This is a genomic window from Pacificoceanicola onchidii (assembly GCF_004804335.1).
Lineage (GTDB): Bacteria > Pseudomonadota > Alphaproteobacteria > Rhodobacterales > Rhodobacteraceae > Pacificoceanicola > Pacificoceanicola onchidii.
On the sequence record NZ_SRXY01000003.1, the window covers coordinates 356,660 to 370,856 of the forward strand.

The window sequence follows — 14,197 nt, forward strand, 5'->3', positions numbered from 1 at the left end:
ATGGCGCGCGGTCCGGATGGCAAAGGCGGCGGCGCGGGGTTCTCCCTCGCCGACCAGCTCTTCAACGAAAGCAGCCTAAGCGATCTGGCGGCGGAATTTGCCGTCTTGCCCGGCTTTGACGCAGAGCGGTTCACGGCGGCTTGCGTCCCGGGCCTCGGGACGCGCGGTCTGCTGGAACGGCTCGACTGGATCGCCGATTGCCTTGAGCCGCAGCTGCCTTCGGATTTCCCGGCTATGGCAGAGGCGCTGGAAGCGGCCATGCCGCCAGAGCTGGACCGCTCCTTGAAAGACGATGACTTCGGCCGTTTCATCCATGCGGTGCCCGGCATTCTGGCGGTGCGTCACGGCATGGAAGACCCGGACCGCGCGCTCGATCTGCTCCACGCCGCGACGCGCCGGTTTTCCATGGAGTTCTACATCCGCCCGTTCCTGAACCGATGGCCGGACAAGACGCTCGCGCGGCTGGAAGACTGGTCCGAAGACGAGAACTACCACGTGCGCAGGCTGGTGAGCGAAGGCACGCGGCCCCGCCTGCCTTGGGCGCGCAACATCACGCTCGACCCGGCGGTGCCCCTGCGCTTCCTTGACCGGCTACACGCCGATCCCACGCGCTACGTCACGCGCTCCGTGGCCAACCACATGAACGATCTGTCGAAGGTCATGCCCGAAACCGTGCTGGACCACCTGACGGCCTGGCGCAGCAGCGGCGCGCAGCAGGACAAGGAGCTGGACTGGATCACCCGCCACGCCCTGCGCACCGCTGTCAAACGCGGCGAGCGCGGCGCATTGGACCTGCTCGGCTACCGTGCAGGCGCGCTCTCGGCCACGATCGACAAGATCACCCCGGCCCCTTGCATCGGCGCCGCTCTGGAATTCAGCGTGACGCTCCACAGCGAGGAGGCCCTGCCGGTGCTTGTGGACTACCGCCTGCGCTTCCACCGCCCCTCGGGACCGGCTGAAAAAGTGTTCAAACTGAAAACCGCCACACTCAAGCCCGGCACGCCGCTGACCCTGTCAAAACGCCACGTCCTGAAAGGCAACGCCACCACCTTCCGCCTGCACCCCGGCCCGCATGCGGTGATCGTACAGGTCAACGGTCAGGATGTGGCCGAAGCCTCTTTCGACGTCCTCCCGGAACCATAGCGCACAGAGGTTTCTTTGGGCTCAAAATACCTCGGGGAGTCGCAGCTTTGCTGCGGCGGGGCAGAGCCCCCTTAATCCGGCGCCACCTGGAGCATCGTCCTGAAAAACTGCATCAAAGGCGATGCTCTATCTTTTTGTTTTGTCGCGCAATTTGATCCGAAAACCGATTCCCACTTTTCGGATTGCGCTTCAGCTCACGCCTTCGCCCATTTCGCCTCAAGCTTCTCCAGCGCAGCAATCCGCTCTTCGGTCTTGGGATGCGACATCAGCCATGCAGGCATGGCCCCGCCTCTGGAGTTGGTCAGCTCTTCGAGCTTGCGGAACAGGGACTTCTGCGGCTCAACGCCAATCCCTGATTTGACCAGCAACGCGGCGGCGTATTCGTCCGCCTCATATTCATCCGAGCGCGACAGCCGCGCGGCCAGCACCGTGGTCAGGAAGTTGGCGATATAGACCCCGATCCCGGGCAAGAAGCGCGACAGGATCATCGCCATGGCCGTGCGCAGCGCGTTCTGGCCGGAGAAATCAATCATCCGCCGCCGCGAATGCCCCAAAGCCACGTGGCCCAGCTCATGGGCAATGACACTGGCCATCTCTTCGGCACTGACCTCCCCGGCGCGGTAGCGGCCATAAAAGCCCCGGGTGATGAAGATGCGCCCATCCGGCGCGGCGAGCCCGTTGACCGGCTCGATCTCGTAGATGTTCACCCTGATCCGGGGCAGATCCAGCGATGCGGCCATGCGGTCGGTCAGCTTCTTGAGGTCCACATCCGCCAGTTCAGAGGATTTCGCGTCCAGTTCCTTGCCCGTGCGCCAGGCAGAGAAGTGGTACATCACAAAGGCATAGCCAATGGCGAGCAGGATCGGGGCAAACTTCAGCATAGACGGAATATGGGGGCGGTGCCCGGCGAAGGAAAGAGCGGAACTGCGGGAAAGGCCCGTTTGGGCTTGCAGCTTCTGTTCACCTTCCCGTAGGCGCGGAATCAAGGCCGCAGGCCGCCGCGCCTATCGACGGGCCGTCCGCACGGCACGGCGATTGGATTGTCGTATCGAACCACACCGGTTTAGCGCGCCAGTGACAGGGGTAAATCAAGAGGATCGGACGTTGGATCGCCGTACCACGGCCCGTCGATAGGCGCGGCTCGCACGCTGACGAGGAGGTCCCGGATCAAGTCCGGGACGCGCCGTGTTCAACAGCAGCCGCCAGAGCGCCAAAGCCCCTTAAGCGAAATGCCCGGCAAAGCTTTCGCGATAGACCGAAGACAGCTCGGACAGAGCCGCTTCGCTGCCGCCCATCTTCACCGTATCGCCGGAGAAACGGCCCACGGTGGCAATCGGCACACCGGCCTGACCCGCCGCGATCATCAGCGCTTCGGCCTGATCGAAGTTGCAGGCCACGAGATACCGCGCCTGATCTTCGCCAAAGAGGGCCGGGGTCTCGTCGCTATCGAGCTGAACGCCCACACCGGAGGCTTCCGCCATCTCGAACGCCGCCAGAGCCAGACCGCCATCGGAAAGGTCGGTGCAGCATTTGATCAGCTCGCGGTTTGCGCGAACAAAGTCCCCTGCGGCCAGTTCCGCGTCGAGATCCACCGCAGGCGCATCGCCTTCAACGCGGTTGAATACTTCGGCCAGCAGTGCTGATTGGCCAAGGTGCCCGGTGGTTTCCCCAACGACCAGCGCCACATGACCGTCACGGGCATAGCCGAGGATCGGCTCTTCGTCTGCGGCGATCAGGCCCACGGCCCCGATGGTCGGCGTCGGCAGGATGCCCTGACCGTCGGTTTCGTTATAAAGCGAGACGTTGCCCGACACGATCGGCATGTCGAGCGCCGAGCAGGCCGCGCCAATGCCCTGCAGCGCGCCAACGAACTGACCCATGATGGCCGGTTTCTCGGGGTTGCCGAAGTTCAGGTTATCGGTGGTCGCCAACGGCTTGGCCCCAACGGCACAGAGGTTGCGAAAGGCTTCGGCCACCGCCTGTTTGCCGCCCTCAACCGGGTTGGCTTTGACGTAGCGCGGGGTCACGTCGGAGGTGAAGGCGAGCTTCTTCTCGGTGCCGTCCACGCGGATCACACCGGCGCCAAAGCCCGGAATGCGCACGGTGTCGGCCATCACCTGGCTGTCGTATTGCTCGTAAACCCACTCACGCGAGCAGTAGTTCGGCGAGGCGAGCAGCGCCTTGAGGCCATCAATCGGATCAATCTGCGGCACATCGGCGAGCGGCTCGGCCTCCGGCGTCGGCTCCCACGGGCGGTCATATTCCGGTGCAGAGGAGGAGAGGCGGGACAAAGGCATGTCCGCCTTCACGTCACCGTTGTGCACAATCAGGAAGCGGTCTTCGTCGATGGTCTCGCCGACGATGGCGAAATCGAGGTCCCACTTGTCAAAGACGGCCTTGGCCTCGGTTTCCTTGGACGGGTCCAGAACCATGAGCATGCGCTCCTGGCTTTCGGACAGCATCATCTCGTAGGCGGTCATGTTCTCTTCGCGCTGCGGGACTTTCTCAAGGTCGAGCCGGATGCCCAGCTTGCCCTTGTCGCCCATTTCCACAGCCGAACAGGTCAGACCTGCCGCGCCCATGTCCTGAATGGAGATCACCGCCCCGGTCTGCATCAGCTCCAGCGTCGCTTCCATCAGGCGCTTTTCGGTGAAGGGATCGCCAACCTGCACGGTGGGGCGCTTCTCTTCGATGCTCTCGTCAAATTCGGCGGACGCCATCGTCGCGCCGCCCACACCGTCGCGGCCGGTCTTGGCCCCGAGGTAGACAACCGGTCGGCCCACGCCAGAAGCGGCGGAGTAGAAAATCTTGTCCGTATCCGCGAGACCGGCGGCAAAGGCATTCACAAGGCAGTTGCCGTTGTAGGCCTCATCAAAGCGCACCTCGCCGCCCACGGTGGGCACGCCAAAGCAGTTGCCATAGCCGCCAACACCCTCAACCACGCCATGCACAAGCTGGCGCGTCTTGTGGTGGTCCTTGACGCCAAAGGACAGCGAGTTCATCGCAGCAATCGGCCGTGCGCCCATGGTAAAGACATCGCGCAGAATGCCGCCCACGCCCGTGGCCGCGCCCTGATAAGGCTCGATGTAAGACGGGTGGTTGTGGCTCTCCATCTTGAAGACCACGGCCTGACCGTCGCCAATGTCCACGATCCCTGCATTCTCGCCGGGGCCGCAGATCACCTGCGGGCCGGTGGTGGGCAGGTTCTTGAGGTGGATCTTGGAGGATTTGTAAGAGCAGTGCTCGTTCCACATCGCCGAGAAAATGCCGAGCTCGGTAAAGGTCGGCTCGCGGTTCATGATCCGCAGGATCTCTGCATATTCATCCGGCTTGATGCCGTGTGCTTCGATCAGCTTTTCGGTGATGGCCGGTTCTTGCATGTCTGTCCCCAGGTGGTCCCACGTATGGCGTCGCGCGCTCTTTACGACAAGGATCGGCAAGGGGGAAGGGCATGCGGGCTCAAAATGGTGATGTGTGCTTGACCGCCTGCGTGCAATCGGTCTGAGATGGCGCGGCACAGAGGGGGTATCATGCAGATCACAGACAATCCTTACAAAGGGCAGGGGCTGGACATTGCGGATATTCCGCTGCCCAGCGTGGATGCGGCAGGGCCCGAGCGGCTGCTGGCGCAATGCCCGGCCCATGGGGTGACGCCTCTGGTGGAGGCTGCCGCCTTGGCAGAGCGCTTCGGCGTGGCACAGGTCTGCGTCAAGGATGAACGGGCGCGCATGGGGCTAGGCAGCTTCAAGGCGCTTGGGGCGGCTTATGTCATTGCCCATGCGGCAAACGCCATCGGCGGGGAGGCGCCTTTGTCGGGACAATGCTACGTGACCGCCTCGGCGGGAAACCACGGGCTGTCGGTCGCAGCCGGAGCCGCCGTGTTTGGCGCGAGGGCGGTGATCTACCTGTCCCAAACCGTCCCGGAAAGCTTCGCAGAGCGGCTGCGGGCGAAGGGGGCAGAGGTCGTGCGCGCGGGCGCGGACTACGAGGCCAGCATGGCCGCCGCACAACAGGCCGCAGAGGAAAACGGCTGGAGCCTGCTGAGCGATTCGTCCTGGGACGGCTATACCGAGGCCCCGCATCGGCTGATGGAGGGCTATCTCGCCATGGCTGCGGAGATCGTGGCGCAGATGGACCCGCCACCCACGCATATTCTTTTGCAGGCGGGCGTCGGCGGGCTGGCCGGGGCCTGCGCTGCCCTGTTCCGTGACCGCTGGGGCGCGGGGCCGCGCATCATCGTGGTCGAGCCGGAGGCCGCGCCGGCGCTCTATGCCAGCATTCGCGCCGGGGCGGCTGTAGAGACCTCCGGGCCGGTCTCGTCCATGGGGCGGCTCGATTGCAAGGAACCATCGCTGATTGCCCTGCGCGGGCTGTCGCGCGATGCTGATGATTTTGCCCTGATCTCCGAAGAGGAGGCAGCGGCGGTTCTGCCTTTGCTGGATAGCGCCGGGCTGGCGAGCACGCCTTCGGGCGCAGCCGGGCTGGCGGCGGCTCTGGCCGATCCGGCTGCCTTGGGCCTCACGGCGACGTCCCGTGTCCTCGCCATCCTGAGCGAGGAGGCATGAGCGTTTTCCTTGAGGACGAATACAAGGCCCGCGTGATCCGCGCCCAAAAGGGCATGGCCGAGCGCGGGCTGGGCGCGCTGCTGCTCACCACCGAAGCGGAGATCCGCTATTTCACCGGCTTTCTGACCCGGTTCTGGGAAAGCCCTTCGCGGCCATGGTTCCTCGTGGTGCCAAGCCGGGGCAAACCGGTGGCCGTGATCCCCTCCATCGGCGCGGCGCTGATGGGCAAGACATGGCTGGATGACATCCGCACATGGTCTTCGCCGGATCTGACCGATGACGGGGTGAGCCTGCTGCGCGATTGCCTGCAGGAGGTTGCGGGGCCGGGTCTGATCGGCATGCCGATGGGGCGCGAAAGCACGTTGCGCATGCCGCTCACGGATTATGACCTGCTCGAAGCGGAACTGGGCACGCTCTCCATCGTCAGCGACGGGGGGCTGACGGCAGAGCTGCGCGCGATCAAGTCCGAGGCCGAGATCGCCTGCATCCGCGAGGCCTGTGCCATCGCCGGGCGCGCCTTTCACCGGGTGCCGGAGATTGCCCGCCCCGGCGTGCCGCTGGCGCAGGTGTTTCGGCGCTTCCAGATGCTCTGCCTAGAGGAAGGTGCCGATTGGGTGCCGTATCTGGCCGGAGGCGTTGGGCCTTTGGGCTATGACGACGTGATCTCGCCGGCCTCCGAGGCGCCGTTGCAGGCGGGCGATGTGCTGATGCTGGACACGGGCCTTGTCCGGCAGGGGTATTTTTCCGACTTTGACCGCAACTGGGCCATTGGCCATGCCGCGCCCGAGGCGCTTTCGGCCTGGCGTCAGCTTCTGGAAGCCACCGAAGCGGCCCGCGCGATTGCCAGGCCGGGCACCACCGCGTCCGAGCTGTACCACGCCATGCACGCCATCGTGGGCGGCGGCGAGGCCGGGCGTCTGGGGCACGGGCTGGGGATGCAACTGACCGAAGGGCTGTCGCTCATCGCCGCGGATCAGACCGAATTGCGCCCCGGGATGGTGATCACCCTTGAGCCGGGGATCACGCTGCCGGGGGGCGGTATCATGGTGCATGAGGACGTCTTTGCCATCACCGAGGCGGGCTGCGATCAACTCTCGCCGCCCGCACCGCCGGACCTTCCGGTGCTTGCGTGAGCCGGGTCTTTCCCTACACGCTCGGCCCGCCCATCGGGACGCGCGCCAATCTCGGGCTGGTGGTTCTGCAACCGGACGAGACGCTGGAACACGATTGCCGCCGCCTTCTGCCTCAGGAGGGCGTTGCGCTCTACGTGTCGCGGATCGTGTCCGGCACGGAGGTCAGCACCGATAGCCTCGGCGCAATGGAAGCACGCCTGCCGGAAGCGGCCGGGCGCTTGCCGGAAGCCGTTTCTTTCGATGTGGTTGGTTATGGCTGCACCTCCGCTACGGCCGTGATCGGCGCGCCCCGGGTCTCGGCACTGGTTCGGGAAGGTTGCTCCGCGCAAGCGGTGACAGAGCCGCTCTCGGCTTTGGTGGCGGCTTGCGGCGCTTTGGAGGTCACACGGCTCGCCTTGCTCTCGCCCTATGTGGCGGAGGTTTCTGACGGGTTGCGGAGGGCGCTGTCGGCCCAGGGCATCGAAACCCCGACCTTCGGCAGCTTTGACGAGGCGGTGGAGTCGCGGGTGGCCCGCATTGACGAAGCCTCGCTCATGGCGGCAGGACGGGCGTTGATGGCGGACGGGGACGCAGAAGCGCTGTTCCTCTCCTGCACCAACCTGCGCACGCTTGGGGTGCTGGAGGCGCTCGAACAGGAAACCGGCAAACCGGTCCTGTCCAGCAACCAGGTGCTGATCTGGCACATGCTGCGATTGGCTGGTGTGGCGGACAGGGTATCCGGCTACGGCAGGCTGTTTCGGGACGTCTGATCCGGATCTGGCAACCCTTGGGAGATCGTGCAGTGCAGCATCCATGCGCGCACCTGCAGCGAACCGGGCAGGCGCAGCACGGTTTGGGCCAAAAAAAAGGCCGAGCAAAAAGCTCGGCCGAAGTCCAACAGGGAGGTATGAAGATGCTGCGCTGTTGGGCGCTTCATCGTCCATATGCCAGATATTGCATCAAGAATGATTCCATCAAGGATTAATATGTCGCAGTTGCAGCATTTCCGCTATGCGTGTCCTGCATGACACGCACGCATAGCGTGCAATCAGTCGGTACCCATCGCCCTGCGGGAGCGTCGGTGTGCGATGATTTCTTCCTGAACGAAGTCCCGGAAAGCGGCTACGCGCTTGGATTGTCTCAGTTCTTCGGGATAGGCGAGGAACACCGGCACCTCGTTTGATTCCACTTCCGGAAGGACCCGGACCACATGCGGGAAATCTTCGATGATGTAATCCGGCAGGACCCCGATCCCCAGATTTGACAGCACAGCCTGCAAAACACCGAAGTAATTGTTAACGGTCAGCGTCGCTTCGATGTCATAGGTCATCAGCTCCTGAACCAGCTGCATCCCGGCATTCACCTGCGCCGATTTGATGTTCTGAGAGATCAGACGGTGCGTGCGCATATCCTCCATGGCCTCAGGTGTGCCATGGGCGGCGAGGTACTCGGGGGACGCATAGAGCCGCATCTTCACCGACATCAGCCGTTTGCGGACGAGGTCCGCCTGGCTGGGCTCCTTCATGCGGATCGCCACATCGGCCTCGCGCATGGGCAGGTCGAGCACGCGTTCCTCCAGCATTAGATCGATGTTGAGATCGGGGTACTTTTCATAGAGTTTGGCCAGCCTCGGCGCGAGCCAGAGCGCGCCAAAGCCGTGGGTCGTGGTGACCTTGAGCTCGCCAAAGACCTCTTCCTCGCTGTCGCGAATGCGCGCCGTCGCCGTATCGATGCGGCGCAGCATGGATTGCGTGGCGTCAAACAGAAGCTCGCCCTGTTCGGTGAGAATCAACCCGCGTGCATGGCGGTGGAACAGGGTTGTATTCAGCGCCTCTTCGAGCGCCCGAATCTGCCTTGAAACCGCCGATTGCGACAGATGCAGCGTGTCGCCCGCATGAGTCAGGCTGCCCGCATCCGCGACGGCGTGAAATATTCTGAGTTTATCCCAATCCATTACAGCACCATTTTTTACGGCAGGAAGGTGGCTTTTGAAACAAATGCATAGCCACATCGGTAAAATAATGTAACCGGAGAATTTTGCGAGTTTTTCCCTTCTCAGGTCAGTAATTGTGACCTAATATTGCACTACACTGCATGCATATCCAGCGTTGGGAGGCGTAGATGGGCACAGCGAAGATCACTTTGAATGACAAGTTTGATCTGGCCAAGGACACGGTGTTGCTGAACGGCACACAGGCACTCGTCCGCCTGATGTTGATGCAAAAAGCCCGCGACCGGGCCGCGGGGCTGAACACCGCCGGTTATGTGACGGGCTACCGCGGATCGCCGCTGGGTGCGGTCGATCTGCAGATGCGCCGGTCTGAAAAGCTGTTGACCGAAGAGGATATTCTGTTCCGCGAAGGGTTGAACGAAGATCTCGCCGCAACCGCGCTCTGGGGCAGCCAGCAGGCGGAACTGCGCGGCGAGGGCAAGTTCGACGGCGTTTATGGCCTTTGGTACGGCAAGGGGCCGGGGGTGGACCGCACCGGCGACGTGATGCGCCACGCCAACATGGCCGGAACCTCCGCGCATGGCGGCGTCATCATGGCGATGGGGGATGACCACACCGGCGAGAGCTCGACCGTGCTGCACCAGAGCGAATGGGCGCTTGTGGATGCCTACATGCCGGTGGTCTCGCCCGCCGGGGTTCAGGAAATCCTCGATTACGGCATTTACGCCTGGGCTCTGTCGCGTTTTGCCGGGGTTTGGGTGGGTCTCAAGACCATGAAAGACACGGTAGAGGCGACGGCCGTTGTCGATGGCCGCCCGGATCGCATGTCCGTTGTTCTGCCGGAGTTCGACATGCCCGAAGGCGGGCTTAACATCCGCCTTATGGACACGCCCCATGCGCAGGAAACGCGCATGATCGATTACAAACGTTTTGCCGCCGAGGCCTTTTCCCGCGCCAACCGCATGGACAAACGGGTTTGGGGCAAGCCGGGCGCGAAGATCGGATTTGTCTCCGCCGGGAAAAACTGGCTCGATCTTGTCCATGCGCTGAACCTGCTCGGGATTGATGAGGCAGAGGCCGAACATCTTGGCATAACCACTTATAAAGTCGGCCAGACTTTCCCGCTCGACATGAAGGGATTCCACGATTGGGCCGAAGGGCTGGACCTGATCGTAATCGTCGAGGAAAAGCGCAAGCTGATCGAGGTTCAGGTCAAGGAAGCCATCTTTGACGACCGTCGCGGGCGGCGGGTCTATGGCTGGTACAAGGGCGGCTCCGGTGCGCTGCACCGCGAAGAGCTTTTCCCGACACGCGGCGCGCTCGATCCGATCTGGATTGCGCGAAAACTGGGTGAAATCCTGATCGAGGAAGGACGCAGCACGGATCGCGTGAAGGCCGGTCTGCAAGCCATTGAAGAAGCTTCAAAAGCTGATAACGCCGAAGAGATCGCCGCGCGGCTTCCCTATTTCTGTTCGGGCTGTCCGCACAACTCCAGCACCAAGGTGCCGGAGGGCAGCCGCGCCTATGCGGGCATCGGCTGTCACTACATGGTGCAGTGGATGGACCGCGAAACCACCGGTTTCACCCATATGGGCGGCGAAGGGGCCAACTGGATCGGCGAAGCGCCGTTTTCAAAAAGACCTCATGTTTTCCAGAACTTGGGTGACGGAACCTATAACCACTCCGGTGTGCAGGCGATCCGTGCGGCGCTGCTGAACGACACCAACATCACCTACAAGATCCTCTACAATGACGCGGTTGCCATGACCGGCGGCCAGCCGAACGAAGGCGGGTTGTCGCCCCAGCGCATTGCGGCGGAAGTCTCCGCCATGGGGGTGAAGAAACTCGCGATAGTCTATGATGAAAAAGAAGAAATCGACCTGAAGGGTTTTCCTTCCGGGGTCGATCTGCACGAACGGGCGGATCTGGCGCAGGTGCAGAAGGACCTCGCGCAATACGATGGCGTCTCAGTTCTGCTCTACATCCAGACCTGCGCGGCGGAAAAGCGGCGTCGGCGCAAGCGCGGCACCTTCCCGGACCCGGACAAGCGCGTTTTCATCAACACCGATGTCTGCGAAGGCTGCGGCGATTGCGGGGTACAGTCGAACTGCGTCTCCATCGTCCCCGCAGAGACCGAACTGGGCCGCAAACGGGCGATTGATCAATCGAGCTGCAACAAGGATTTCTCTTGTTTGAAAGGGTTTTGTCCGTCGTTCTTAACGCTCGAAGGTGCAACGCCCAAAAAGGCCGCGACCACGGCGCTTGAGCTGCCGGACATGCCGCAACCTGCGCTTCCGGCAATCCATGGCACGCATAACGTGGTGATCACCGGCGTTGGCGGCACAGGCGTTGTGACCATCGGCGCGGTGCTGGCGCAGGCGGCGCAGATCGACGGCAAAGGCGCGGGCATGATGGAGATGGCGGGCCTCGCGCAGAAGGGCGGTGCGGTGCACATCCATCTGCGGCTTGCGGAGAAGCCCGAAGACATCAGTGCGGTGCGCGTGGCCACCGGCGAAGCGGACTGTTTGATTGGCGGCGATCTGGTGGTGTCTGCGGGGGCAAAAACGCTGGGCCTGATGACCACCCGGCGCACCGGGGCCGTGGTGAACAGTCACGAAATCATCACCGGCGATTTCACCCGGAATACGGAATTTTCCTTGCCGTCCGATCGGTTGCGGGTCGCGCTTGAAGCGCGGCTTCAGGATCGGGTCAGCCTTTTTGACGCGTCAGATCTGGCCAAGGCGGTTCTGGGCGATTCGATCTTCTCCAACATGATGATCCTCGGCGCGGCCTGGCAGAACGGCCTTGTGCCCCTGACCCATGAGGCCATCCAGGAGGCCGTGCGTCTCAACGGCGCGGCGGTAGAGCGCAACCTGCGGGCCTTCGAGGTGGGCCGCTGGGCGGTGCTGCATCCGCAGGACGCAGAGCGTATGATTGCGCCGACCGTGACACAGATGCCCAAGACGCTTTCGCAAAAGATCGACTTCCGGGCCGATCATCTGGTGGCCTATCAGGGCAAGCGCCTCGCCAAACGCTATCGCAAACTGGTGGAGAGTGTTTCGGACGAACGGCTCCGGGAAGCGGTCGCCAAAGGCTACCATAAGCTCTTGGCCTACAAGGACGAATACGAGGTGGCGCGGCTCCATCTGGACAGCCAAGCCAAGGCACGCGAGGCGTTTGACGGCGACTTCAAGATGACCTTCCATCTCGCCCCGCCGCTGTTGTCGAAAGAAGGCAGCGACGGGCGGCCGATGAAAAAGACCTACGGGCCGGGGATGCTGCGCGGCTTCAGGCTTCTGGCCAAACTCAAGCGCCTGCGCGGCACGCCGCTTGATCCCTTTGGCCGGACCGAGGAGCGCCGGATGGAGCGCGCTTTGATCAAGCAATACGAGGCGGACATGGCCGCGTGGTTGCCCAAGGTCGATGCGGACAGGATGGATGCGCTGGTGGCTTTGGCCGAACTGCCGCTCTCGATCCGGGGGTTCGGGCCGGTCAAACAGGCCAATGAGGCTAAGGCGGCGAAGCGCCGCGAAGAACTGCTGGCGGCGCTCAAATCCGGCGGCGCGCCGCTGAGCCAGGCCGCAGAGTAAGCAGCGAAAGGGCGGCCCCGACAAGGGCCGCCCAATGCTTTTTCACCGTAACCGAAGGGCTTTATTCGCCGTAGCCGGTGGCCCGGATCGTGGTCGGTGCGTCCGGGTAGCTGTCGCAGGTCCCGTGCGAGCCTGCCGGGCTCTGGCAGGCGGCATTCAGGATGCCCCAGACAAAGTCGATCTGTGTGGCGGCCACACCCGGCCCGCCGTCAACCAGGCCCATGTCATAGAACCAGTCCATATCCGGCACACCCATGGCCACCTGACCATAGCCGAGCAGGTTGGGCCGCCATGTTGCGCCCACGCCGGCCTTGGTCGTGGTGCCGTTCATATCGGCTGCGGCCTGGCTGTGGCAGGTTGTGCAGGAGGCGGAATTGACAAAGCCACCTTCGGTGACCGTGGCGCCCATGCCCGTCGGCACGCCGCCCACGGTGTTGAAGCCGGTCTGCGTGCCTTTCAGCAGGTAGTTCTTCCACGCGGGATCATCGACGGAGATCACCCGCGGATCCGGGTCCTCTGCGGCAGAGCCAACCCCGGTCGCCTCAAAAAGCGCGGCAAGGGCGGGGGTCATGGCCTCGCCGGTGTCGGACGGCAGATAGGTCTCGCCGGTCAGGAACAGCGGATCGTTGCCTTCGGTCTTGTCATTGTTGAACTGGATCGCGGGCGGCACGTAGTGGTCGCCGAAATCCGCCCCGTCCTGCGCCGCGCCATTGGCGGTGTAGCCAAAGCTGTCGTTGCAGCCGAGGTAATCACAGCGGCCCCGGTTGGCGACGTGCTCCATGGCGTACCAGTGCCACGTGGGCAGATCCTTGGAGGCGTTGGTCATGGCCACGGCGTAGTAATAGCCCGGCACCTGATCGTCGCCGCCATCGCCTTCGAAATAGGCGGTCAGATAGGGGTAATCGGGGTTGTTCGGCACCTCGGTACCATCGTCCGGGATAAGCCCTTGGTCGATCATGATTTCCTGATGGATGAAATCGACCTTGACCATCACCGCATCCAGCGGGAAGCGCACCTCAAGCGCATGGGCGGAGCCCAGATTGCCATCCTTGATCGCGGCATTCTGCGCGCGGTTGCGGCTGCCAAGCCCTTCGCGGGAATAGAGATCATTGCGATAGATATACTCGGTCATGGAGCGGTTGCGGAAGACAAGTTCCAGTTCCAGATCGCGCAGCAGGCGGCCCGGGTCGATGTTGTTGTCCTCGTTCAGCCCGTTGTGGCTGATCACCGCACCGGACGGCGTGCCGTTGGGCGTCGCGGGCAGCGGGCTTATGGGGTCATAATCCGCGCGGAAAACCGGGCAGTTGGCAGGCTGGTTCGACGGGTCAACGGCCGCGTTGGGATCACAGCAATTGCTGGTGATCTCGGCGGTGCAGAGCGGCCACGGCTCGGCGGGCCAGATCGTCTGGTCAATCCCCCAGTCCCAGAACTCGTCACTGACGGCATTGAGGAACTGCGTCCAGGCAAAGGCATCAGGGCAGGCGGCGGCGCCGGAGACCGCATTCATACCGATGATTGCGGCCTTGCCATTCACGACGGCTGTCTCGCACATGGCATCGTCCTGGATGAAACTGCGGAACAGCATCATCTGCTGCAGGCCGTTGATCTGCGTGTCGGCAAGGGCGGGCGGGGCAAGCGCGGCGAGGCCCGCGGCGCTGGTAAGGAGCAAGGTTCTTATGGTCATGGTGTGTCCCTGTTGGCTGGCGTTTTGGCTGTGTTGATCACCGAGGCATCGGGAAAGCCCGAAACGTGTTGCACAAATGTGCAATACCTGTGGTTGTAAGTCGCATCGCCGTTTCACCGATGTGCGCTGTGTCACATTTCCTCAAAGATTTT

9 protein-coding genes are annotated in these 14,197 nt (G+C 63.1%); 5 read left to right on the forward strand and 4 right to left on the reverse strand.

Going from position 1 to position 14,197, the window contains the following annotated elements; genetic code table 11:
• Entirely contained in the window at positions 1-1,143 is a 1,143-nt protein-coding gene (locus tag E4662_RS09980; RefSeq protein WP_136441391.1) for a hypothetical protein, read from the forward strand.
• A 194-nt stretch (positions 1,144-1,337) separates the two neighbouring features.
• On the opposite strand, the gene E4662_RS09985 is transcribed toward E4662_RS09980, so the two are convergent.
• Both E4662_RS09985 and purL read right to left on the reverse strand, forming a co-directional pair.
• Complete coding sequence (locus E4662_RS09985; RefSeq protein ID WP_136441392.1) at positions 1,338-2,024, reverse strand: M48 family metallopeptidase; 687 nt, start codon at positions 2,022-2,024, stop codon at positions 1,338-1,340.
• A gap of 339 nt (positions 2,025-2,363) precedes the next feature.
• Entirely contained in the window at positions 2,364-4,523 is a 2,160-nt protein-coding gene (gene purL, locus E4662_RS09990) for a phosphoribosylformylglycinamidine synthase subunit PurL (protein WP_136441393.1), read from the reverse strand.
• Positions 4,524-4,673: 150 nt separating this feature from the next.
• On the opposite strand from purL, the gene E4662_RS09995 reads away from it, so the two are divergent.
• From E4662_RS09995 to E4662_RS10005, 3 genes are read left to right on the forward strand one after another with little or no spacing between them, the layout of a single operon-like run.
• Complete coding sequence (locus E4662_RS09995) at positions 4,674-5,708, forward strand: pyridoxal-phosphate dependent enzyme (protein WP_136441394.1); 1,035 nt, start codon at positions 4,674-4,676, stop codon at positions 5,706-5,708.
• The gene (locus E4662_RS10000) at positions 5,705-6,841 is read left to right on the forward strand and encodes a M24 family metallopeptidase (RefSeq protein ID WP_136441395.1); all 1,137 of its coding nucleotides are present in this window, start codon (positions 5,705-5,707) and stop codon (positions 6,839-6,841) included. Before E4662_RS09995 ends, E4662_RS10000 begins: the two co-directional genes overlap by 4 nt.
• Positions 6,838-7,590 (forward strand): maleate cis-trans isomerase family protein, encoded by a 753-nt coding sequence (locus tag E4662_RS10005; protein WP_136441396.1) that lies wholly within the window; start codon positions 6,838-6,840, stop codon positions 7,588-7,590. The genes E4662_RS10000 and E4662_RS10005 overlap by 4 nt, the downstream gene beginning before the upstream one ends.
• 278 nt (positions 7,591-7,868) lie before the next feature.
• On the opposite strand, the gene E4662_RS10010 is transcribed toward E4662_RS10005, so the two are convergent.
• The gene (locus E4662_RS10010) at positions 7,869-8,774 is read right to left on the reverse strand and encodes a LysR family transcriptional regulator (RefSeq protein WP_136441397.1); all 906 of its coding nucleotides are present in this window, start codon (positions 8,772-8,774) and stop codon (positions 7,869-7,871) included.
• A 167-nt stretch (positions 8,775-8,941) separates the two neighbouring features.
• On the opposite strand from E4662_RS10010, the gene E4662_RS10015 reads away from it, so the two are divergent.
• Entirely contained in the window at positions 8,942-12,361 is a 3,420-nt protein-coding gene (locus E4662_RS10015; protein ID WP_136441398.1) for an indolepyruvate ferredoxin oxidoreductase family protein, read from the forward strand.
• Between the two features lie 61 nt (positions 12,362-12,422).
• Here the strand turns inward: E4662_RS10015 and E4662_RS10020 are convergent, their stop codons facing one another.
• A complete protein-coding gene (locus tag E4662_RS10020) occupies positions 12,423-14,045 on the reverse strand; it encodes a hypothetical protein (RefSeq protein WP_136441399.1) in 1,623 nt (540 codons plus the stop codon).
• Between the last annotated feature and the right edge of the window lie 152 nt (positions 14,046-14,197).

Bases quoted from the DNA above. Each gene is read 5' to 3' on its own strand.
- E4662_RS10000 (WP_136441395.1), top strand. From the start codon at position 5,705: ATGAGCGTTTTCCTTGAGGACGAATACAAGGCCCGCGTGATCCGCGCC.
- E4662_RS09995 (WP_136441394.1), top strand. From the start codon at position 4,674: ATGCAGATCACAGACAATCCTTACAAAGGGCAGGGGCTGGACATTGCG.
- E4662_RS10020 (WP_136441399.1), bottom strand. From the start codon at position 14,045: ATGACCATAAGAACCTTGCTCCTTACCAGCGCCGCGGGCCTCGCCGCG.
- E4662_RS10010 (WP_136441397.1), bottom strand. From the start codon at position 8,774: ATGGATTGGGATAAACTCAGAATATTTCACGCCGTCGCGGATGCGGGC.
- purL (WP_136441393.1), bottom strand. From the start codon at position 4,523: ATGCAAGAACCGGCCATCACCGAAAAGCTGATCGAAGCACACGGCATC.
- E4662_RS10015 (WP_136441398.1), top strand. From the start codon at position 8,942: ATGGGCACAGCGAAGATCACTTTGAATGACAAGTTTGATCTGGCCAAG.
- E4662_RS09980 (WP_136441391.1), top strand. From the start codon at position 1: ATGGCGCGCGGTCCGGATGGCAAAGGCGGCGGCGCGGGGTTCTCCCTC.
- E4662_RS09985 (WP_136441392.1), bottom strand. From the start codon at position 2,024: ATGCTGAAGTTTGCCCCGATCCTGCTCGCCATTGGCTATGCCTTTGTG.